General features: G+C 70.8%; 14 protein-coding genes and 3 rRNA genes. All 17 read left to right on the forward strand.

The genetic code is table 11. The annotated features are described in order from the left end of the window. Positions 1-66 precede the first annotated feature (66 nt). The 17 genes from argC to F1D97_RS10560 all read left to right on the forward strand — a co-directional run bounded on the left by argC (position 67) and on the right by F1D97_RS10560 (position 21,827). Positions 67-1,131 (forward strand): N-acetyl-gamma-glutamyl-phosphate reductase, encoded by a 1,065-nt coding sequence (gene argC, locus F1D97_RS10480; protein ID WP_236120464.1) that lies wholly within the window; start codon positions 67-69, stop codon positions 1,129-1,131. Continuing rightward, the gene (gene argJ, locus F1D97_RS10485; protein WP_236120465.1) at positions 1,128-2,345 is read left to right on the forward strand and encodes a bifunctional glutamate N-acetyltransferase/amino-acid acetyltransferase ArgJ; all 1,218 of its coding nucleotides are present in this window, start codon (positions 1,128-1,130) and stop codon (positions 2,343-2,345) included. The genes argC and argJ overlap by 4 nt, the downstream gene beginning before the upstream one ends. 86 nt (positions 2,346-2,431) lie before the next feature. Next, a complete protein-coding gene (gene argB, locus F1D97_RS10490) occupies positions 2,432-3,367 on the forward strand; it encodes an acetylglutamate kinase (RefSeq protein WP_236123564.1) in 936 nt (311 codons plus the stop codon). Continuing rightward, positions 3,364-4,683, forward strand: a complete 1,320-nt coding sequence (locus F1D97_RS10495; RefSeq protein WP_236120466.1) for an acetylornithine transaminase — start codon at positions 3,364-3,366, stop codon at positions 4,681-4,683. The genes argB and F1D97_RS10495 overlap by 4 nt, the downstream gene beginning before the upstream one ends. After that, positions 4,680-5,612, forward strand: a complete 933-nt coding sequence (gene argF, locus F1D97_RS10500) for an ornithine carbamoyltransferase (protein ID WP_236120467.1) — start codon at positions 4,680-4,682, stop codon at positions 5,610-5,612. The genes F1D97_RS10495 and argF overlap by 4 nt, the downstream gene beginning before the upstream one ends. 86 nt (positions 5,613-5,698) lie before the next feature. Continuing rightward, positions 5,699-6,196: an arginine repressor gene (locus tag F1D97_RS10505; protein WP_236123565.1), complete on the forward strand. Its 498-nt coding sequence runs from the start codon at positions 5,699-5,701 to the stop codon at positions 6,194-6,196. A 55-nt stretch (positions 6,197-6,251) separates the two neighbouring features. After that, positions 6,252-7,490 carry an argininosuccinate synthase gene (locus tag F1D97_RS10510; RefSeq protein ID WP_236120468.1) on the forward strand — a complete coding sequence of 413 codons (1,239 nt, stop codon included), beginning with the start codon at positions 6,252-6,254 and terminating at the stop codon, positions 7,488-7,490. After that, positions 7,483-8,931, forward strand: coding sequence for an argininosuccinate lyase (argH, locus tag F1D97_RS10515; RefSeq protein WP_236120469.1), 1,449 nt, complete (start codon positions 7,483-7,485; stop codon positions 8,929-8,931). Before F1D97_RS10510 ends, argH begins: the two co-directional genes overlap by 8 nt. Next, positions 8,928-9,542, forward strand: a complete 615-nt coding sequence (locus F1D97_RS10520) for a nucleoside/nucleotide kinase family protein (RefSeq protein WP_236120470.1) — start codon at positions 8,928-8,930, stop codon at positions 9,540-9,542. The genes argH and F1D97_RS10520 overlap by 4 nt, the downstream gene beginning before the upstream one ends. Further along, on the forward strand, positions 9,539-10,384 hold the full coding sequence (locus F1D97_RS10525) for a DNA-3-methyladenine glycosylase (protein ID WP_317618851.1): 846 nt from the start codon (positions 9,539-9,541) through the stop codon (positions 10,382-10,384). Before F1D97_RS10520 ends, F1D97_RS10525 begins: the two co-directional genes overlap by 4 nt. 96 nt (positions 10,385-10,480) lie before the next feature. Then, complete coding sequence (gene tyrS / locus F1D97_RS10530) at positions 10,481-11,743, forward strand: tyrosine--tRNA ligase (RefSeq protein ID WP_236120471.1); 1,263 nt, start codon at positions 10,481-10,483, stop codon at positions 11,741-11,743. A gap of 711 nt (positions 11,744-12,454) precedes the next feature. Next, positions 12,455-13,973: ribosomal RNA gene (locus F1D97_RS10535) — 16S ribosomal RNA — on the forward strand. 431 nt (positions 13,974-14,404) lie between these two features. Then, positions 14,405-17,510: ribosomal RNA gene (locus F1D97_RS10540) — 23S ribosomal RNA — on the forward strand. 97 nt (positions 17,511-17,607) lie between these two features. Then, positions 17,608-17,724 (forward strand): 5S ribosomal RNA (rrf, locus tag F1D97_RS10545). Together the 16S, 23S and 5S rRNA genes form the textbook arrangement of a ribosomal RNA operon. 1,605 nt (positions 17,725-19,329) lie before the next feature. Next, entirely contained in the window at positions 19,330-20,295 is a 966-nt protein-coding gene (locus tag F1D97_RS10550) for a hypothetical protein (RefSeq protein WP_236120472.1), read from the forward strand. After that, entirely contained in the window at positions 20,292-21,326 is a 1,035-nt protein-coding gene (locus F1D97_RS10555) for an HAD-IIA family hydrolase (protein WP_236120473.1), read from the forward strand. Before F1D97_RS10550 ends, F1D97_RS10555 begins: the two co-directional genes overlap by 4 nt. A 177-nt stretch (positions 21,327-21,503) precedes the next feature. After that, positions 21,504-21,827: a hypothetical protein gene (locus F1D97_RS10560; protein ID WP_236120474.1), complete on the forward strand. Its 324-nt coding sequence runs from the start codon at positions 21,504-21,506 to the stop codon at positions 21,825-21,827. Positions 21,828-21,831: the final 4 nt, after the last annotated feature.

Consider the following 21,831-nt stretch of genomic DNA (forward strand, 5'->3'; position numbering starts at 1 on the left):
GACCGCGGGAGGCCGGCGGACGCCACGTGCATGCATCGATTCGCGCGAACGTGTATGTTCATGCGCATGTCGTTCACAGTCGCGGTCGCGGGCGCGAGCGGGTACGCCGGGGGCGAGATGCTCCGGCTGCTGCTGCAGCACCCCGAGGCAAGCATCGGAGCGGTCACGGCCCACGCGAACGCGGGCTCGCGGCTCGGTGAGCACCAGCCCCACCTGCGACGTCTCGCCGACCGCGTGCTCGACCCGACGACGCCCGACTCGCTGGCCGGCCACGACGTCGTCGTCCTGGCGCTGCCGCACGGCGCGTCGGGCGCGGTCGCGGCCGAGCTCGCGCAGCGCGACCCCGGCACGGTCGTCGTCGACCTCGGGGCCGACCACCGGCTGACCGACGCGGCCGACTGGCTCGCGTACTACGGCAGCGAGCACGCCGGCACGTGGCCGTACGGCCTTCCGGAGCTGCTGCACGCGAGCGAGCAGGTGGCCGCACAGCAGCGCGCCGCGCTCGCGGGCACGACGCGCATCGCGGTCCCGGGCTGCAACGTCACGGCCGTGACGCTCGGCCTGCAGCCGGGCGTCGCCGCCGGGCTGATCGAGCCGACCGACCTCGTCGCGGTGCTCGCCAACGGCTACTCGGGCGCGGGCAAGAGCCTCAAGCCGCACCTGCTCGCGTCCGAGGGCCTGGGCATGGCGCAGCCGTACGCGGTCGGCGGCTCGCACCGGCACATCCCCGAGATCGCGCAGAACCTGCGCGCCGCGGGCGCGCCCGACGTCACGATCTCGTTCACCCCGACGCTCGTACCGATGTCGCGCGGCATCCTCGCCACGGCGACCGCGCGCCTCGTCCCGGGGACGGACCCGTCCGCGGTCCGCGCGGCGTGGGAGAGCGCGTACGCCGACGAGCCGTTCGTCCACCTGCTGCCCGAGGGCCAGTGGCCGACGACCGCCGCGACGCTCGGCGCGAACACCGCGCTCGTGCAGGTCGCGGTGGACGAGCGCGCCGGCCGCGTCGTGACCGTCACCGCGATCGACAACCTCGTCAAGGGCACCGCCGGCGGCGCCCTGCAGTCGCTCAACCTCGCGCTCGGCCTGCCCGAGCCGCTCGGCCTGCCCCTGGACGGAGTCGCACCGTGACCACGACCGAGACCGCTACCGGCTCCGAGCAGCGCTCGCCCGGCGTCACCGCCCCGCTCGGCTTCCGTGCGAGCGGCGTCACGGCGGGCCTCAAGCCGTCGGGCAAGCCCGACCTCGCGCTCGTCGTGAACGACGGCCCGCTGCAGGTGGGCGCCGCGGTGTTCACCTCCAACCGCGTCGTCGGCCACCCCGTGACCTGGTCGCGCCAGGTCGTCTCCGACGGCGTCGTCAGCGCGGTCGTCCTCAACTCCGGCGGCGCGAACGTCTGCACCGGGCCCGAGGGCTTCCTCGACGTGCACCGCACGGCCGAGACGGTCGCCGACGCGGTCGGCGTCTCCGCGGGCGACGTCGTCGTGTGCTCGACGGGCCTGATCGGCGAGCGCCTGCCGATCGACACGCTGCTCGCGGGCGTGGCCCCCGCCGCTGCCGCGCTGTCCGAGACCGGTGGCCCCGGCGCCGCGCAGGCGATCATGACCACGGACACCGTGCCGAAGACGGCCGACATGACGGTCGAGGGTGACGACGGCGTGTGGCGCGTCGGCGGGATGGCCAAGGGCGCGGGCATGCTCGCACCCGGCCTCGCGACGATGCTGTGCGTCATCACGACCGACGCCGTGGTCGACGCCGCGCTCGCGGACGCGGCGCTGCGCGCGGCCACCTCCCAGACGTTCGACCGCGTCGACTCCGACGGCTGCATGTCCACGTCCGACACGGTCACGCTCCTCGCGTCGGGTGCGTCGGGCGTGTCGCCGGACCCGGCCGGCTTCACCGCCGCCGTCACGGCCGTCGCCGCGCAGCTCGCGCGCCAGCTCGTCGCGGACGCCGAGGGCGCGACGCACGACATCGCGATCACCGTCACGGGCGCGTCCACCGAGGAGGCCGGGCTCGCGGTCGCGCGCGCGATCTCGCGCTCCAACCTGTTCAAGGCCGCGGTGTACGGCAACGACCCGAACTGGGGTCGCGTGCTCGCGTCGGTGGGGACGGTGCCGCCGCAGGTCGCGCCGTTCGACCCCGACGCGCTGGACGTCACGATCAACGGCGTGATGATCTGCCGTGCGGGCGGTGCGCACGAGCCCCGCACGAAGGTCGACCTCGCCTCGTCGCGCGAGGTGCACGTCCTGGTCGACCTGCACGCGGGCGACGAGGTCGTGACCCTGTGGACCAACGACCTCACGCACGCCTACGTCTCCGAGAACAGCGAGTACTCCACGTGAGCCACGACGACTCGAGCACCGACCCGAGCACCGACCCGAGCACGACGAGCGTCCCCGAGGACTTCGTCTTCGACACCCGCACCGACCTGCGCCCCGACCAGAAGGCCGAGGTGCTCATCCAGGCGCTCCCGTGGCTGCAGAAGTTCGCGGGCGCGCTCGTCGTCGTGAAGTACGGCGGCAACGCGATGGTGGACGAGGAGCTCAAGCGCGCGTTCGCGGAGGACATGGTCTTCCTGCGGCAGGTGGGCCTGCGTCCCGTCGTCGTGCACGGCGGCGGCCCGCAGATCAACGCGATGCTCGACCGGCTCGGCATCGAGTCCGAGTTCCGCGGCGGCCTGCGCGTCACCACCCCGGAGGCCATGGAGGTCGTCCGGATGGTGCTCACGGGCCAGGTGTCGCGCGAGCTCGTCGGCCTGCTCAACGCGCACGGCCCGCACGCGGTCGGCCTGTCCGGCGAGGACGGTGGCCTGTTCCAGGCGCGCCGCCGCAAGGCGTTCGTCGGCGGTGAGGCGGTCGACGTGGGCCTCGTCGGCGACGTCGTGCAGGTCAACCCCGGTGCGGTGCAGGACCTGCTCGACGCGGGCCGGATCCCGGTCGTCAGCACGGTCGCCCCCGACATGGACGACCCGACGCAGGTCCTCAACGTCAACGCCGACACCGCGGCGGCCGCGCTCGCGGTCGCGCTCGGCGCGCGCAAGCTCATCGTGCTCACCGACGTCGAGGGCCTGTACCTGAGCTGGCCGGACCGCTCGTCGCTCGTGCGCCGCCTGTCGGCGAGCCAGCTCGCCGAGGTCCTGCCCACGCTCGACTCGGGCATGCGGCCGAAGATGGAGGCCTGCTGGCGTGCCGTGACCGGTGGCGTCGGGCGGGCCCACGTCATCGACGGCCGCGCGCCGCACTCGATCCTCGTCGAGGTCTTCACCTCGGACGGCATCGGCACGATGGTGCTGCCCGACCAGGAGCCCGCGGACGCCCCGTTCACCGCCCCCATCCCCGTCGTCCACCCGGAGGTGCCCGCATGAGCGAGCCGACGACCACGCCGGCCGCCCCGGCACCCCCCGCCGCCCCGACGACCCGCCGCGCGCTGCGCCAGGCGGCCGCGACCGTCGACGGCCTGCCCGTCTCGGTCGCGGGCGGGTCCGTCGCGGAGTGGACCGAGCGCTACTCGCGCGCGGTCATGGACACGTTCGGCCCGCCGCAGCGCGTGCTCGTGCGCGGCGAGGGCCCGTACGTGTGGGACGCGGACGGCAACCGCTACCTCGACCTGCTGGGCGGCATCGCGGTGAACAGCCTGGGCCACGCGCACCCGACGCTCACGGCGGCGATCAGCGCGCAGCTCGGGACGCTCGGTCACGTGTCGAACTTCTTCGGCAGCCCGACGCAGATCGCGTTCGCCGAGCGTCTGCTCGAGCTCGCGCAGGCACCCGAGGGGTCGCGCGTGTTCTTCACCAACTCCGGCACGGAGGCCAACGAGGCGGCGTTCAAGCTCGCGCGCCGCACGGGCCGCACGCGGGTCCTCGCGCTCGAGGGCGCGTTCCACGGCCGCACGATGGGCGCGCTCGCGCTCACGCACAAGGCCGCGTACCGCGAGCCGTTCGAGCCGCTGCCCGGGGGCGTCGAGTGGGTGCCGTTCGGCGACGTCGACGCGCTCGAGGCCGCGCTCGAGCCGGGCGACGTCTCCGCGCTGTTCGTCGAGCCGCTGCAGGGCGAGGCGGGCGTGCTGCCGCTGCCCCCGGGCTACCTGGCCCGGGCGCGCGAGCTGACCGCGCGCCACGGGACGCTGCTCGTCGTCGACGAGGTGCAGACCGGCATGGGGCGCACGGGCGAGTGGTTCGCGCACCAGCTGCCGCACGTCGGCGGCGGCGTGGTGCCGGACGCGGTCACGGTCGCGAAGGGCCTGGGCGGGGGCTTCCCGGTCGGCGCGCTCATCGCGTTCGGCGACACGGCGGCGACGCTGCTGGGCCGCGGCCAGCACGGCACGACGTTCGGCGGCAACCCGGTCGCGGCGGCCGCGGGGCTCGCGACGATCGGCGTCATCGAGCGCGACGACCTGCTCGCGCACGTGCGCGACGTGGGCGCGGCGCTGCGCGCCCGCGTCACCGAGCTCGACCACCCGCTCGTGGCGGGCGTGCGCGGCGAGGGCCTGCTCATCGGGATCGGGCTGACGGCCGCCGTCGCCCCGGCGCTCGCGTCGCGCGCACTGGCCGCGGGGTTCATCGTGAACCCGGTGAACCCGACGTCGATCCGGCTCGCTCCGCCGCTCGTCGTGACGCACGAGCAGCTCGGCACGTTCGTCGACTTCCTCGCGGCGCTCGACCCGGGCGAGGTGGCGGCGTGACGCGGCACTTCCTGCGCGACGACGACCTGTCGCCCGCCGAGCAGCGGCAGGTGCTCGAGCTCGCGCTCGCGTTCCACGACGACCGGTACATCCGCACGCCGCTCGCGGGCCCGCGTGCGGTCGCGGTCATCTTCGACAAGCCGACGCTGCGCACGCAGGTGTCGTTCTCCACGGGGATCGCCGAGCTCGGCGGCTTCCCGCTCGCGGTGGACGGCAAGCTCGCGCAGATCGGCACGCGCGAGTCGATCCCGGACACCGCGCGCGTCCTGGGCCGGCAGGTCGCGGCCGTCGTGTGGCGCACGCACGCGCAGGAGCGCATCGAGGCGATGGCGCAGCACGCGGGCGTGCCCGTGGTGAACGCGCTCACCGACGACTTCCACCCGTGCCAGGTGCTCGCGGACCTGTCGGCCGTCGCGCTGCACCGCGGCGGGGTCGGCGCGCTGGCGGGGCTCACGCTCGCGTACGTGGGCGACGGCGCGAACAACATGGCGCACTCGTACCTGCTCGGCGGCGCGACCGCGGGGCTGCACGTGCGGATCGGCTCGCCCGAGGGCTACCGCCCGGCGCCCGAGGTCGTCGCCGCGGCGCAGCGCGTCGCCGAGCAGACCGGCGGGTCGGTCTCGGTGGTCGGCTCGATCGCCGAGGCGGTGACGGGTGCCGACGTGGTCGCGACCGACACGTGGGTCTCGATGGGCCAGGAGGACGAGGCGGACGAGCGCGAGCTGCCGTTCGTCCCGTTCCGGCTCGACGAGGCCGCGCTCGCGCTCGCCGCCCCCGGCGCGCAGGTGCTGCACTGCCTGCCCGCGTACCGCGGCAAGGAGATCACCGCGGGCGTGCTCGACGGCCCGCAGTCGATCGTGTGGGACGAGGCGGAGTTCCGCCTGCACGCCCAGAAGGCCCTCCTGACGTTCCTGCTCGAGGCCCGGTGACGGCCGTGTCCGTGTCGAGCACGACGAGCACCCCGTCGACCGCCGCCGGCGCCTCGGGTGGGCCGGGCGCCTCGTCGGCCTCGTCCGTGCCGCAGACGAAGGCGGCGCGGCAGGCGCTCGTCGCCTCGCTGCTCACCCGCGAGCAGGTGCACTCCCAGCAGCAGCTCGCGGACCTGCTCGCCGCGGCGGGCGTGAGCGTGACCCAGGCGACGCTGTCACGCGACCTCGTCGAGCTGCAGGCCGTCAAGGTGCGCACGCCGTCGGGCACGCTCGTCTACGCGGTGCCCGGCGAGGGCGCGGTGCGCTCCCTGCCGAGCGCTCCGGCGGCCGACACCGAGCACCTCGCGGCGCGGCTCGAGCGCCTGTGCGCGGAGCTCCTGCTCACCGCGGAGTCGTCCGGCAACCTCGTCGTGCTCCGCACCCCGCCCGGCGGCGCGCAGTACCTCGCCTCCGCGATCGACCACTCGGTCCTGCCCGCCGTGCTCGGCACGATCGCGGGCGACGACACCGTCCTCGTGGTGTCGCGCGACCCCGACGGCGCCGCGCTGGCGTCGCGCTTCCTGACCCTCGCGTCCGGCGAATGACGGCCGCGACCTCTCGTACGCCCCACCCACCCCAGCTCGTAGAAAGTGAACTCTCATGACTGAGCGCGTCGTCCTCGCGTACTCCGGCGGTCTGGACACGTCCGTCGGCATCGGCTGGATCGCCGAGGCCACCGGCGCCGAGGTGATCGCGGTCGCCGTCGACGTCGGCCAGGGCGGTGAGGACCTCAACGTCATCCGTCAGCGCGCGCTCGACTGCGGCGCCGTCGAGGCCTACGTGGCCGACGCGCGTGACGAGTTCGCCGAGGAGTACTGCATGCCGGCGCTGCAGGCCAACGGCCTGTACCTCGACCGGTACCCGCTCGTCTCGGCGCTGTCGCGTCCGGTGATCGTCAAGCACCTCGTGCGCGCCGCGCGCCAGTTCGGGGCGACGACCGTCGCGCACGGCTGCACCGGCAAGGGCAACGACCAGGTGCGCTTCGAGGTCGGCATCACGTCGATCGCGCCGGACCTGACGTGCCTCGCGCCGGTCCGCGACCTCGCGCTCACGCGCGACAAGGCGATCGAGTTCGCGGAGAAGCACAAGCTCCCGATCGCGACGACGAAGCACAACCCGTTCTCGATCGACCAGAACGTGTGGGGCCGCGCGGTGGAGACCGGCTTCCTCGAGGACATCTGGAACGGTCCGACGAAGGACGTCTACACCTACACCGACGACCCGACGTTCCCGCCGGTCGCCGACGAGGTCGTCATCACGTTCGAGCAGGGTGTCCCGGTCGCGCTCGACGGCGTGCCGGTCACGCCGCTGCAGGCGATCCAGGAGATGAACCGCCGCGCGGGTGCGCAGGGCGTCGGCCGGATCGACATCGTCGAGGACCGCCTGGTCGGCATCAAGTCCCGCGAGGTGTACGAGGCGCCGGGTGCGATCGCGCTGATCGCCGCGCACCAGGAGCTCGAGAACGTGACGGTCGAGCGCGAGCAGGCGCGGTTCAAGCGCCAGGTCGAGCAGCGCTGGACCGAGCTGGTCTACGACGGCCAGTGGTTCAGCCCGCTCAAGCGCTCGCTCGACACGTTCATCGCGGACACGCAGCGTTACGTCTCGGGCGACGTGCGCCTCGTGCTGCACGGCGGCCGCGCGACGGTCACGGGCCGCCGCTCGGACTCGTCGCTGTACGACTTCAACCTCGCGACGTACGACACGGGCGACACGTTCGACCAGGCGGCCGCGAAGGGCTTCATCGAGATCTACGGCCTGTCGAGCAAGCTCGCCGCGGCGCGCGACGTGAAGTTCGGCCACGGCGTGGACCTCGGCACGCAGGGCGGGATCGATGCCTGAGACGCCCGTGGCCGGTGAGCCGGACGCGCCGCTCGCCCTGTGGGGCGGCCGGTTCGCGTCCGGCCCGGCCGCGGCCCTCGCCGACCTGTCGCGTTCGACGCAGTTCGACTGGCGGCTCGCGGACGTCGACATCTCGGGCTCGGTCGCGCACGCGCACGTGCTGCACGCCGCGGGTCTGCTGTCCGACGACGAGGTCGCGGGCATGGTCGACGCGCTCGAGCGGCTGCGGGCCGACGTCGCGTCGGGAGCGTTCGGCCCGTCGCCCGACGACGAGGACGTGCACACCGCGCTCGAGCGCGGCCTGATCGAGCGCGCGGGCGCGGACCTGGGCGGCAAGCTGCGCGCGGGCCGCTCGCGCAACGACCAGATCGCGACGCTCGTGCGCATGTACCTGCGCCGCGAGGCGCGCGCGATCTCCGGCCTCGTGCTGGACGTCGTCGACGCCCTCGTCGCGCAGGCGCAGGCCGCGGGCGACGCGCCCATGCCGGGGCGCACGCACCTGCAGCACGCGCAGCCGGTGCTGCTCGCGCACAGCCTGCTCGCGCACGCGTGGCCGCTGCTGCGCGACGTCGAGCGGTACACCGACTGGGACCGACGCGCGGCGGTGTCGCCGTACGGCTCGGGTGCGCTGGCCGGCTCGTCGCTCGGCCTGGACCCGGCCGCCGTGGCCGCCGGGCTCGGGTTCGACGCGCCCGTCGAGAACTCGATCGACGGCACCGCGTCGCGCGACGTCGTCGCGGAGTTCGCGTTCGTCTCGGCGATGCTCGCGGTCGACCTGTCGCGGCTCGCCGAGGAGGTCATCCTCTGGGCGACCAAGGAGTTCGGCTTCGTCCGGCTGCACGACTCGTTCTCGACCGGGTCGAGCATCATGCCGCAGAAGAAGAACCCGGACGTCGCGGAGCTCGCGCGCGGCAAGGCGGGTCGGCTCGTCGGCGACCTCACGGGCCTGCTGACGACGCTCAAGGGTCTGCCGCTCGCGTACAACCGCGACCTGCAGGAGGACAAGGAGCCGGTGTTCGACCAGGTCGACCAGCTCACGGTCCTGCTGCCGGCGTTCGCGGGGATGATCGCCACGCTCACGTTCGACACCGAGCGCATGGCGTCGCTCGCGCCGCAGGGCTTCTCGCTCGCGACGGACATCGCCGAGTGGCTGGTGCGCGAGGGCGTGCCGTTCCGGGTCGCCCACGAGGTCGCGGGGGAGTGCGTCCGCGCGTGCGAGGCGCACACGCCGGCGATCGAGCTGTGGGAGCTGTCCGACGACGAGCTCGCGGCGATCTCGCCGCACCTGACACCGCAGGTGCGCTCGGTGCTCTCGGTCGAGGGCTCGCTCGCGTCCCGCTCGGCGCACGGCGGCACGGCACCCGTGCGCGTGCGTGAGCAGCTGGGCCGTGCGGCCGCGCGTGCCACGGAGCTGCGCGCCTGGGCGGCGCCGACGCGGTGACCGACGGTGTGACCACCGGGGCGACGACGGGCTCCGACGAGGGCGCGCTCGGGCTGGTGCTCGAGCGCGCCCTCGTCGCGTCACCCCGGCTCGGCCCCGTGCGCGTGGTGTGCGTCGACGGCCCCGCGGGCTCGGGCAAGACGACCGCGGCGGACGCGCTCGTCGCGCTGGCGTCCGCGCGGCGCGTGCGCGCGGTCGTCGTGCACCTCGACGACCTGTACGAGGGCTGGTCCGGCCTCGAGGGCTCGCTGTGGCCGCGGCTGTCCGCCCAGGTGCTCGAGCCGCTGCGCCGCGGCCTGCCCGGACGGTTCCAGCGGTACGACTGGTCCGCCGAGCGGTTCGCGGACTGGGTCGACGTCCCGCTTCCCGAGCTGCTCGTGGTCGAGGGCTGCGGCTCCGCGCGGCGCGCGTGCGACCCGGTCGCGGTGCTGCGCGTGTGGGTCGAGGCCGACCGCGCGCTGCGCCTGAACCGTGGGCTCGCGCGCGACGGCGAGGACGCCCGCGCGCACTGGCTGCGATGGATGGACGACGAGGCCGCGCACTTCGCCCGCGAACGCACGCGTGAACGCGCCGACGTCCGACTGGACGCGTTTGGCAGGATGACCCCATGACGCCCGCGGCGGACGCCCCCCGCGAACCGGTCCTCGAGGACCGGGAGCTCGCGCACGCCGCGATCCCGTCCGTCGTCCCGTCGGGTTCGTCGTCGGTCGCACCCTCGTCGGACGTGCCGCGCTCGCCGGACGCCGCGGACCCGCTGCGCTTCGTCGCGATCCCCGCCCGCACCTGGTACGCGCGGGACGTGCACACCGTGGCGCGCGACCTCCTGGGCGCGTACCTGACGTCGCGCACGCCCGAGGGCGAGGTGACGGTCCGGCTGACCGAGGTCGAGGCGTACGCGGGCTCCGACGACCCCGGCTCGCACGCGTTCCGCGGCCGCACCGCGCGCAACGCGGTGATGTTCGCCGAGCCCGGCAGGCTCTACGTGTACCGGCACCTCGGGCTGCACCACTGCGTCAACGTGGTCACCGAGCCGACGGGACGCGCGGCGGCGGTCCTGCTGCGCGCGGGCGAGGTCGTCTCCGGGGCCGAGCTCGCCTGGGCGCGGCGCGAGCACGTGGGCGTCGTCGACTCCCACCGCCAGCTCGCACGCGGCCCCGCACGGCTCGCCGTCTGCCTCGGGATCGACCGGTCCTGGAACGGCGACGACGTGACCGAGGCCGGCGGACGCGTCGTGCTGCACCGGCACGAGGGACCCGTCCTCTCGACGCAGGCGAGCGGCCCACGCGTGGGCGTGTCCGGCCCGGGCGGGGACGTGTCCCGGCACCCGTGGCGCTACTGGCTCGTCGGCGAGCCGAGCGTGTCGGCCTACCGCCCGGCGTACCGCTCCTCGGCCTCGCGCTCGCGCGGCTCGTCGGACGGGTATCGCCCGCCGGCGTCGGAAGACGTCCCGTGACGGGACGACGACGTCGGCCGCGCCGCGGATCCCCCGCGGCCCCTCTCGACCGTGACCTCGCCGCACGCCGTGCGGCCCCCTGACCGGAGACCAGACGTGACCCACATCCTCGACGAGCTCGCGTGGCGCGGGCTCATCGCCCACACGACCGACGTCGACGCGCTGCGCGAGGCGCTGTCCGGCGGGCCCGTGACGCTCTACTGCGGCTTCGACCCGACCGCGCCGAGCCTGCACATCGGCAACCTCGTCCAGATCCTCACCGTGCGCCGGCTCCAGGACGCCGGCCACCGTCCGATCGCGCTCGTCGGCGGCGCGACGGGCCTGATCGGCGACCCGAAGATGACGGGGGAGCGCACGCTCAACTCGCGTGACGTCGTCGCGGGCTGGGTCGAGCGGATCCGCGCCCAGATCGCACCGCTGCTGCGGTTCGACGGCGACAACGCCGCGACGCTGGTGAACAACCTGGACTGGACGGCGCCGCTGTCCGCCATCGACTTCCTGCGCGACGTCGGCCAGCACTTCCGGCTCGGCACGATGATCGCCAAGGACACGGTGGCCCGCCGCCTCGCGAGCGAGCAGGGGATCTCGTTCACGGAGTTCAGCTACCAGGTGCTCCAGGGCATGGACTTCCTCGAGCTGTACCGCCGGCACGGCGTCACGCTCCAGACAGGCGGGTCGGACCAGTGGGGCAACCTGCTGTCGGGCGTCGAGCTGATCCGCAAGGTCGAGGGCGCCGCGGTGCACGCGCTGACCACCCCGCTCATCACCAAGGCCGACGGCACCAAGTTCGGCAAGACGGAGTCGGGCACCGTGTGGCTCGACCCGCAGATGACGACGCCGTACGCCTTCTACCAGTTCTGGCTCAACGCGGACGACGCGGACGTGCTCGGGTACCTCAAGGTGTTCACGTTCCGCACGCGAGAGGAGATCGACGAGCTCGCCGAGGCCGTCGCGAGCCGGCCGGCAGCGCGTGAGGCGCAGCGCGCGCTGGCGTACGACGTGACGGCGCTCGTGCACGGGGCGGCGGCGGCCGACGCGGTCGTCGCCGCGTCGCAGGCGCTCTTCGGGCGCGGGTCGCTCGCCGACCTCGACGCCGGGACGCTCGGTGCCGCGGTGGCCGAGCTGCCCACGGCCTCGGGCAAGGTCGGCGACCTCGTCGTCGACCTGCTCGCGGCGACCGGCGTCGTCAAGAGCAAGTCCGAGGCGCGTCGCGCCGTCGCGGAGGGCGGGGCGTCGGTCAACAACGTCCGCGTCGCCGACGAGGACGCGACGCTCGGTGAGCAGGACCTGCTGCACGGCCGGTGGGCCGTGCTCCGCCGGGGCAAGCGCACGCTCGCGGTCGTCGACACCGCGGTCTGACCCGGCACCACCCGCGGTGCCGGCCGTCGCCCGTCCCGCCCACCGTGATCGGCCGAAGGCCGGGTCCGTACGCCCCGTGAGGGGGTCGGCGGACCCGGCCTTCGCCGTCCGGGGCCTCCGCCGACGGCCCCCGGGTGGGCGTTCGCGCAGGTCAGGCGCCAGATCGAGCCTGGTGAGCGGCGTCACGCCGCCGGCGATTTGGCGTTCGCCGCAACATCCGCGTAATGTTCTCGAGGTCGCCCGGCAGGGAGGAACGGACACGGAGCCGGATCCGCAAGGATCTGGATGTGGCTGGTCCCGCAGGCGAACAACCCCGACCAGATCGCAGGACGCTTCGTGCGCCCTCGGCCCGGTCGGGCCCAGGACCCTGGTCCAGGGCCGCTCGACAAGGCGGTTCCGAACGGCCGGGAGATAGGGTAGAATGGTGAAGCCCCGAGTGCGGAAAGCACGAGGGGAAACAACAAGCCTCTCGTCCAGGATCGCAAGATCCTGAGGAGATGCGCGTCTGTTCCTTGAGAACTCAACAGTGTGCCAAGTAGTCGATGCCATATGGCTCGCTTCGCGTTTGCGGGGTGGGTTGATGGTTGAGATCTGGATTCCTGCGTCCACCCCGTGGATGTGGGGTCCTTTTTGAAGCCGAATCTACGCGGCCTTTCGGGGTCGTTCGTAATGTTTGTTGCTGGTGCTTTCGGGTGCTGGTGGCGTTGAACATTGACGGAGAGTTTGATTCTGGCTCAGGACGAACGCTGGCGGCGTGCTTAACACATGCAAGTCGAACGGTGAAGACCAGCTTGCTGGTTGGATCAGTGGCGAACGGGTGAGTAACACGTGAGCAACCTGCCCTTCACTCTGGGATAAGCCCTGGAAACGGGGCCTAATACCGGATATGACACTGCTACGCATGTGGTGGTGTGGAAAGATTTATCGGTGGGGGATGGGCTCGCGGCCTATCAGCTTGTTGGTGGGGTGATGGCCTACCAAGGCGACGACGGGTAGCCGGCCTGAGAGGGCGACCGGCCACACTGGGACTGAGACACGGCCCAGACTCCTACGGGAGGCAGCAGTGGGGAATATTGCACAATGGGCGCAAGCCTGATGCAGCGACGCCGCGTGAGGGATGACGGCCTTCGGGTTGTAAACCTCTTTCAGCAGGGAAGAAGCGCAAGTGACGGTACCTGCAGAAGAAGCGCCGGCTAACTACGTGCCAGCAGCCGCGGTGATACGTAGGGCGCAAGCGTTGTCCGGAATTATTGGGCGTAAAGAGCTCGTAGGCGGTTAGTCGCGTCTGCTGTGAAAACTCGAGGCTCAACCTCGGGCTTGCAGTGGGTACGGGCTGACTAGAGTGCGGTAGGGGTGACTGGAATTCCTGGTGTAGCGGTGGAATGCGCAGATATCAGGAGGAACACCGATGGCGAAGGCAGGTCACTGGGCCGCAACTGACGCTGAGGAGCGAAAGCATGGGGAGCGAACAGGATTAGATACCCTGGTAGTCCATGCCGTAAACGTTGGGCACTAGGTGTGGGACCCATTCCACGGGTTCCGTGCCGCAGCTAACGCATTAAGTGCCCCGCCTGGGGAGTACGGCCGCAAGGCTAAAACTCAAAGAAATTGACGGGGGCCCGCACAAGCGGCGGAGCATGCGGATTAATTCGATGCAACGCGAAGAACCTTACCAAGGCTTGACATACACCGGAAAAGTGCAGAGATGTGCTCCCCGTAAGGTCGGTGTACAGGTGGTGCATGGTTGTCGTCAGCTCGTGTCGTGAGATGTTGGGTTAAGTCCCGCAACGAGCGCAACCCTCGTCCCATGTTGCCAGCGGGTTATGCCGGGGACTCATGGGAGACTGCCGGGGTCAACTCGGAGGAAGGTGGGGATGACGTCAAATCATCATGCCCCTTATGTCTTGGGCTTCACGCATGCTACAATGGCCGGTACAAAGGGCTGCGATACCGTAAGGTGGAGCGAATCCCAAAAAGCCGGTCTCAGTTCGGATTGGGGTCTGCAACTCGACCCCATGAAGTCGGAGTCGCTAGTAATCGCAGATCAGCAACGCTGCGGTGAATACGTTCCCGGGCCTTGTACACACCGCCCGTCAAGTCACGAAAGTCGGTAACACCCGAAGCCGGTGGCCCAACCCTTGGGGGGGAGCCGTCGAAGGTGGGACTGGCGATTGGGACTAAGTCGTAACAAGGTAGCCGTACCGGAAGGTGCGGCTGGATCACCTCCTTTCTAAGGAGCATCTGGCAGCTGGTCGGCCCTGTCGTGGGGTCGGGGTGGTTGTCCAGGCCCATGCCCGTGCCGAACGTGTGCGGGGTGGTGCTCACGGGTGGAACATCGACTACGGCTCATCTGGTGGTGGGTGGCGTCTAGTACGCCTGCGGTCTTCGGGTCGCGGGGAGGGAACGACGTTCGTCTGGTTGCTGGGTGGGCTTGGCACGCTGTTGGGTCCTGAGGGAACAGCCGGTTGGTTGTTGTCTCGGGGCGATGCCCGAGCCGGCGCCCTTGTGTGGGGTGTCGTGCTGGGGGGTGGCCTTCGGGTCGTCACGGGTTCACGTACCACGCCAGCTCTTCGGGGTCGGTGTCGGCGGGGCCGGGTGTGGCGGGTCGGTCGTTGCTTGAGAACTGCACAGTGGACGCGAGCATCTTTGTAAAGTCTTTGTGGTCAAGTTTATAAGGGCACAGGGTGGATGCCTTGGCACTAGGAGCCGAAGAAGGACGTTGTAGCCTGCGATAAGCCTCGGGGAGTTGGCAAACGAACCGTGATCCGAGGATCTCCGAATGGGGAAACCCCGCCGCAGTCATGTGCGGTGACCCACACCTGAATATATAGGGTGTGTGGAGGGAACGCCGGGAAGTGAAACATCTCAGTACCGGCAGGAAGAGATATTCCGTGAGTAGTGGCGAGCGAAAGCGGATCAGGCCAAACCGATCGCGTGTTCAAGCCGGCAGGCGTTGCGCGTTCGGGGTTGTGGGACCTTTCAGTCAGGACTGCCGTCCTGGCAGGGAGTCAGAAAGTCGCGTCATAGTCGAAGGGCATTGAAAGGCCCGGCACAGAGGGTGGTACCCCCGTAGACGAAATGGCGTGGCCTCCCGAGAGGGATCCCAAGTAGCTCCGGGCCCGAGAAACCTGGAGTGAATCTGCACAGACCACTGTGTAAGCCTAAATACTACCTAGTGACCGATAGCGGACAAGTACCGTGAGGGAAAGGTGAAAAGTACCCCGGGAGGGGAGTGAAATAGTACCTGAAACCGTGTGCCTACAATCCGTCGGAGCCTCCCTAGCAGGGGTGACGGCGTGCCTTTTGAAGAATGAGCCTGCGAGTTAGTGGTACGTGGCGAGGTTAACCCGTGTGGGGAAGCCGTAGCGAAAGCGAGTCCGAACAGGGCGTTTGAGTCGCGTGCTCTAGACCCGAAGCGAAGTGATCTAGCCATGGGCAGGTTGAAGCGCGGGTAAGACCGCGTGGAGGACCGAACCCACCTGGGTTGAAAACCGGGGGGATGACCTGTGGTTAGGGGTGAAAGGCCAATCAAACTTCGTGATAGCTGGTTCTCCCCGAAATGCATTTAGGTGCAGCGTCACGCGTTTCTTGCCGGAGGTAGAGCTACTGGATAGCCGATGGGCCCCACCAGGTTACTGACGTTAGCCAAACTCCGAATGCCGGTAAGCCAGAGCGTGGCAGTGAGACTGCGGGGGATAAGCTCCGTAGTCGAGAGGGAAACAGCCCAGACCACCAGCTAAGGCCCCTAAGCGTGTGCTAAGTGGGAAAGGATGTGGAGTTGCACAGACAACCAGGAGGTTGGCTTAGAAGCAGCCACCCTTGAAAGAGTGCGTAATAGCTCACTGGTCAAGTGATTCCGCGCCGACAATGTAGCGGGGCTCAAGCACACCGCCGAAGCTGTGGCATTCACACTTTCGACAAGCCTTCGTGGTTCAGTCGTGTGGATGGGTAGGGGAGCGTCGTGTGGCGGGTGAAGCAGCGGGGTAACCCAGTTGTGGACGCCACACGAGTGAGAATGCAGGCATGAGTAGCGAATGACGGGTGAGAAACCCGTCCGCCGAATGACCAAGGGTTCCAGGGCCAGGCTAATCCGCCCTGGGTAAGTCGGGACCTAAGGCGAGGCCGACAGGCGTAGTCGATGGACAACGGGTTGATATTCCCGTACCGGCGAAGGACCGCCCATACCGAGCCCGGTGATGCTGACCGTCCGAGCCGACGCACCGCACCTTCGGGTGCACCGCGTCGGGGAGCACGGGACCCGAACCGGTAGTAGGTAAGCGTATTAACAGGGGTGACGCAGGAAGGTAGCCAAGCGTGGCGATGGTTGTCCACGTCCAAGGTCGTAGGGCGAGGTGTAGGCAAATCCGCACCTCATGAAGCCTGAGAGCTGACGGTGACCGCGATAGCGGGAATCTGGTGATCCTATGCTGCCTAGAAAAGCCTCGACGCGAGGTCCTAGCCGCCCGTACCCCAAACCGACTCAGGTGGTCAGGTAGAGAATACCAAGGCGATCGAGCGAATCGTGGTTAAGGAACTCGGCAAAATGCCCCCGTAACTTCGGGAGAAGGGGGGCCTGAAGCGTGAACCGACTTGCTCGGGGAGCGTGGAGGGCCGCAGAGACCAGGGAGAAGCGACTGTTTACTAAAAACACAGGTCCGTGCGAAGTCGCAAGACGATGTATACGGACTGACGCCTGCCCGGTGCTGGAAGGTTAAGAGGACGGGTCAGCCGCAAGGCGAAGCTCAGAATTTAAGCCCCAGTAAACGGCGGTGGTAACTATAACCATCCTAAGGTAGCGAAATTCCTTGTCGGGTAAGTTCCGACCTGCACGAATGGCGTAACGACTTCTCCGCTGTCTCAACCGCGAACTCGGCGAAATTGCACTACGAGTAAAGATGCTCGTTACGCGCAGCAGGACGGAAAGACCCCGGGACCTTTACTATAGCTTGGTATTGGTGTTCGGTGCGGCTTGTGTAGGATAGGTGGGAGACTGTGAAGCCGGCACGCCAGTGTCGGTGGAGTCATCGTTGAAATACCACTCTGGTCGCTCTGGATATCTAACCTCGGTCCGTGATCCGGACCAGGGACAGTGCCTGGTGGGTAGTTTAACTGGGGCGGTTGCCTCCTAAAATGTAACGGAGGCGCTCAAAGGTTCCCTCAGCCTGGTTGGCAATCAGGTGGCGAGTGCAAGTGCACAAGGGAGCTTGACTGTGAGACAGACATGTCGAGCAGGGACGAAAGTCGGAACTAGTGATCCGGCGGTGGCTTGTGGAAGCGCCGTCGCTCAACGGATAAAAGGTACCCCGGGGATAACAGGCTGATCTTGCCCAAGAGTCCATATCGACGGCATGGTTTGGCACCTCGATGTCGGCTCGTCGCATCCTGGGGCTGGAGTAGGTCCCAAGGGTTGGGCTGTTCGCCCATTAAAGCGGTACGCGAGCTGGGTTTAGAACGTCGTGAGACAGTTCGGTCCCTATCCGCTGCGCGCGCAGGAAACTTGAGAAGGGCTGTCCCTAGTACGAGAGGACCGGGACGGACGAACCTCTGGTGTGCCAGTTGTTCCGCCAGGAGCACGGCTGGTTGGCTACGTTCGGAAGGGATAACCGCTGAAAGCATCTAAGCGGGAAGCCTGCTTCAAGATGAGGTTTCCACGCCCTCAGGGGCGAGAGGCTCCCAGCTAGAACACTGGGTCGATAGGCCGGATGTGGAAGGCAGGACTAACGACTGCCGCAGCTGACCGGTACTAATCAGCCGACAACTTCACCACAACTTACTTGCTACGCGTCCACTGTGCGGTTCCCGAGAAACGAACGACACCCGTTCGACCACGGTCGAACCGGTTCCCGTTCACAACTCGACAAAGTTACGGCGGTCATAGCGAAGGGGAAACGCCCGGTCCCATTCCGAACCCGGAAGCTAAGCCCTTCAGCGCCGATGGTACTGCACTCGCCAGGGTGTGGGAGAGTAGGACGCCGCCGGACACCATTCAGAAGAAGCCACCCCACACGGGGTGGCTTCTTCTGTTTCCCCTGCATTCTGGTCGTGGCTGTTCGGGCCGCATCCAGAGCAGCAGCCGAGGGCGGCGCGCCGGGGGTCGAGTGGCACGAGATGGCGAGGGCAGGAGCAGTTCCGGACCGCGTCACGCGTGCGCCACGCACGTGCGGGGCCGGCGTGAGCGGTTCGGCGGGGCGACCTTGCGGATGAGACGATGGCCGCTGAGACGAGGAGAGCATCAGATGAACAGCGACGGAACGGGTCGGCGCGACACGCGCGGCTCGAGCGAGCCGTACGGCTCGCGCAGCGGCGCCGGCGACCGGGGCGGCCGTCAGGGCGGCCAGGGTCAAGGCCGCGGCGGACGAGGTGCGAGCGGGGGCACGTCGAGCGATCGCCGCGCGGGCGGGCAGCGCGACTCTCGCCCCTCGCGTGACGGCCAGGGGTCGCGGGGCACGTCGGGCTACGACCGTTCGTCGGCGTACGACCGCTCGACGTCCGGGCGGTCGTCCGGTCGTCCGTCGTCGGGGCGTCCTTCCTACGACCGTTCCGCGTCCGAGGGCTCGTCGGGTGGCGAGCGCGGCGGGCAGCGCTGGAGCTCCTCCGGCGGACCGCGTCGCGGCACGGGCGGTCCTGGTGCGGCGTCGCGGGACGACGCGGGCGAGCGGCGGAGCCGTCCCTTCGTCGCGGGCGAGCGTTCGCGACGGGCCGACTGGAACGAGGGCGGTCGACGTGAGCAGGGCGGGCGCGACGACTCCCGTGGGCGCGAGACGGGCCGCCCGGCTCGCAGTGGTTCCGCGCCCGCTCGTCGGTACGGGCGCCCCGAGGGCGTCGGTCCGACGGGTGACGCGTTCGAGCGGCCGTCGTGGTCGCGCGGGACGGGGCGCAGCGACGACTCGTCGTCCTCGCGTCGTCCGACCGGTGGGCGACCCGACTCCGGGGAGCGCGGTGCCTACGGCGGCCGCGGCGGTCGACCGGACCGCGGTGAGCGCCCCGCGTACGGCGGCCGCCCCCAGCAGGGCGACCGCCGAGGTGTCGGCCGGCCCGAGTCGGGCGCGCGTGGCGGGTACGGCGACCGGCCTCAGGGCGGGGAGCGTCGTGGCGGGTACGGCGACCGGCCCGAGCCTGGTAGGCAGGGTGCGTCCGGTGGGCGCGGGGACTCCCGCGGACGGTATGGGCGCGGCGAGAGCCATGGGGGGTACCGCTCGGACGAGCGGTCCGGACGCGGCGGCTACGAGCAGCGCGCGGTCGAGGGCGGTCGCCGCCCGGCCGGCGACCGGTCCGAGCGTGGTGACCGGGCGCGCGGCTCGTACGGTCGGGACCGTGACGAGAGCCGTGGGGAGGCCGGCACGTACGGTCGTCCCGCCGGCGGTCGTCCGGAGCGTGGCGCCAGGCCGCGGCGCGGCGACGGACCCGGGCGTGGGTACGGTCGGTCGTACGGAGCCGGTGACGCGAGCGGTGACCGCGCCTCGCGGGGCCCGTCGCGCGGCGGCGAACGGTCGTTCGGCGGCCGTCCCGACCGTGACGCCGACACGCGCCGGCCGACGCGGCCGCCGCAGGACCAGCGCGTCGCGGGGCCCGAGATCCCGGAGGACGTGGTCTTCGGCGACCTCGACAGGGCCGCGCGGGCACCGCTTCGGACCCTCTCGAAGGACAACGCGAACCTCGTCGGCCGCCACCTGGTGATGGTCGGTCGACTCCTCGACGCGGACCCCGAGCTCGCGTACGAGCACGCGCAGGCGGCGGTGCGTCGTGGTGGGCGCGTGGACATCGTCCGTGAGGCCGCCGGTCTGGCCGCCTACCGCACGGGTCGCTTCGCGGAGGCGCTGCGTGAGCTGCGCACCGTGCGGCGGCTCAACGGCTCCTCGGAGCACCTGCCCGTGATGGCGGACTGCGAGCGTGGTCTCGGGCGGCCCGAGCGGGCGATCGCGCTCGCGCAGTCGCCCGAGGCGGAGACGCTCGACGCCGAGGCGCGGGTCGAGCTCGCGATCGTCGTGAGCGGCGCGCGCCTGGACCTCGACGAGGCCGAGGCGGCGGTCGCCGTCCTCGGCACGGCCGAGGTGCGGGCCGCGTCCGGCCCGCAGGCGGTGCGGGTCGCGGTCGCGCGGTCCGCGGCGCTCGAGGCGGCAGGGCGGGCGGACGAGGCGCAGGCCGAGCTCGCCCGGTTCAGCGCGGAGCAGGTCGCCGAGGTGACCGAGGGACCGTCCGAGGAGGACGACGACATCGTCGTGTTCGACGTCGAGGAGGACCTCGACGACGTCCCGGCCGACGAGGACGCGCGCGACGAGGGCGTGGTCAGCGGGGGCGCGGTCACCGAGGGCGCGGACACTCCGGGCGCGGGCGCCCGACCGGGTCACGAGACCGAGGACGACGTCCCGGGTGACGAGGACGCGGCGCTCGTCGTCGCTCCGTCGGCGCAGGGCACGTCCGCGCCGCATGTCGACGACACCGAGGTCGACGAGACCGACGTCGACGAGGCCGACGTCGACGAGACCGATGTCGACGGCACCGGTGCGGACGAGAGCGTGGAGGTCGACGACGAGGAGGACGCGCGCGCATGAGCGCACGGTTGATCGCGGCCCCGGTGCCGCCCGCGCAGGCGTACGACCTGGCGCTCGTCGACCTCGACGGCGTCGCGTACCGGGGGCACGAGCCGATCGAGCACGCGTCCGACGGGCTCACCGGCGCCCGCGAGGCGGGGATGCGGCTCGTGTTCGTGACGAACAACGCGTCGCGCGAGCCCGAGTCGGTCGCCGACCAGCTGACCGGGCTCGGCATCCCGACGACGCCCGGCGAGGTCATGACCGCGGCCCAGGCGTGCGCCCAGCTGTTGCGCACGCGCCTCGAGCGTGGGGCCCGGGTGCTCGTCGTCGGTGGTGCGGGTCTGCGCACGGCCGTGCGGCAGGCCGGGTTCGAGATCGTGGAGTCGGCCGACGACGAGCCGGTCGCGGTCGCTCAGGGCTTCGCTCCCGAGGTGGGGTGGACACAGCTCGCGGAGGCCGCGTACGCGATCGAGCGCGGCGCGTGGCACGTCGCGTCGAACCTGGACCTGAGCCTGCCGACCGCGCGCGGGTTCGCGCCGGGCAACGGCTCGCTCGTGGGCGCCGTGCGGGCCGCGACGGGCGTGCAGCCCGACAGCGCGGGCAAGCCGTCGCCGACCATGTACCACATGGCCGTCGAGCGGGCGAGGGCCCGCCAGGCGCTCGTCGTCGGCGACCGGCTCGACACGGACCTCGCGGGTGCGCGCTCCGGCGGGTTCGTCGGGCTGCACGTGCTCACGGGGGTGAGCTCGGCGCGCGACGACGTGCTGGCGCACCCGGGGGAGCGGCCGCACCTCATCGGTGCGGACCTGCGATCGCTGCACGAGACGCACCCGGAGCCCGAGCCGGGCGCCGACGGGTGGTGGACCTGCCGCGAGGCGGCTGCCCGCGTGGTCGACGGACGGCTCGAGCTGGGGCGTGGCGGGCAGGACTCGGACGCGCACCGGCTCGACCAGGTGCGCGCGGCGTGCGCCGCGGCCTGGGCGGCGGTCGACGGTGGTGACGAGCTCGAGGCGTCGTCGGTGCCCGAGCTCGGACCGTCTGCGGTCTAGCACCGGGACGTCGCGCGCCCTGCGGCCGGCTCCGCCCGCGCGCCTGTCGGCGGACGGGGCGTGCACCGACCTGTGGGTCACGCCGTGTCGCGTGGGCACGGGCGGGTAGCGTGGTGCAGCGGCCCGGGGCGGGTCGACGTGCCGGTGGGTAGTGACGACGAGCGGACGGAGGTCGACGTGAGCGACGACGAGCGTGAGGCACCGACGCCCGCCGGACTGGCGGCGCGCACTCAGTCGCGCACCGTCGTCCCGACCGCCCCGCAGGCCGTCCCGGCCGCCCCGCAGTCCGCCCCGAGCACCGAGCCGGTCGCCGAGCGGGCCGGCCTCGAACCGGCGCCGGTCGAGGACGCCTCTGCGGCCCGCGTCACGGGCGACGCCGCGGTCGACGAGGCGCTCAGCGTGCTCGACGGCCTCGCCGATCGGCCGCTCACCGAGCACGTCGCGGCGTTCGACGCGGTCCACTCCGCGCTGCAGGACCGGCTGGCCGAGGCGCAGGGCTGACCGC

Origin of the sequence: Cellulomonas palmilytica, assembly GCF_021590045.1 — a bacterium.
In the GTDB taxonomy this organism is placed as follows: Bacteria; Actinomycetota; Actinomycetes; order Actinomycetales; family Cellulomonadaceae; genus Cellulomonas; species Cellulomonas palmilytica.

Excerpts from the sequence above, each read along its gene's own strand:
- argC (WP_236120464.1), top strand. The coding sequence starts at position 67 with ATGTCGTTCACAGTCGCGGTCGCGGGCGCGAGCGGGTACGCCGGGGGC.
- F1D97_RS10495 (WP_236120466.1), top strand. The coding sequence starts at position 3,364 with ATGAGCGAGCCGACGACCACGCCGGCCGCCCCGGCACCCCCCGCCGCC.
- F1D97_RS10510 (WP_236120468.1), top strand. The coding sequence starts at position 6,252 with ATGACTGAGCGCGTCGTCCTCGCGTACTCCGGCGGTCTGGACACGTCC.
- argH (WP_236120469.1), top strand. The coding sequence starts at position 7,483 with ATGCCTGAGACGCCCGTGGCCGGTGAGCCGGACGCGCCGCTCGCCCTG.
- F1D97_RS10525 (WP_317618851.1), top strand. The coding sequence starts at position 9,539 with ATGACGCCCGCGGCGGACGCCCCCCGCGAACCGGTCCTCGAGGACCGG.
- F1D97_RS10555 (WP_236120473.1), top strand. The coding sequence starts at position 20,292 with ATGAGCGCACGGTTGATCGCGGCCCCGGTGCCGCCCGCGCAGGCGTAC.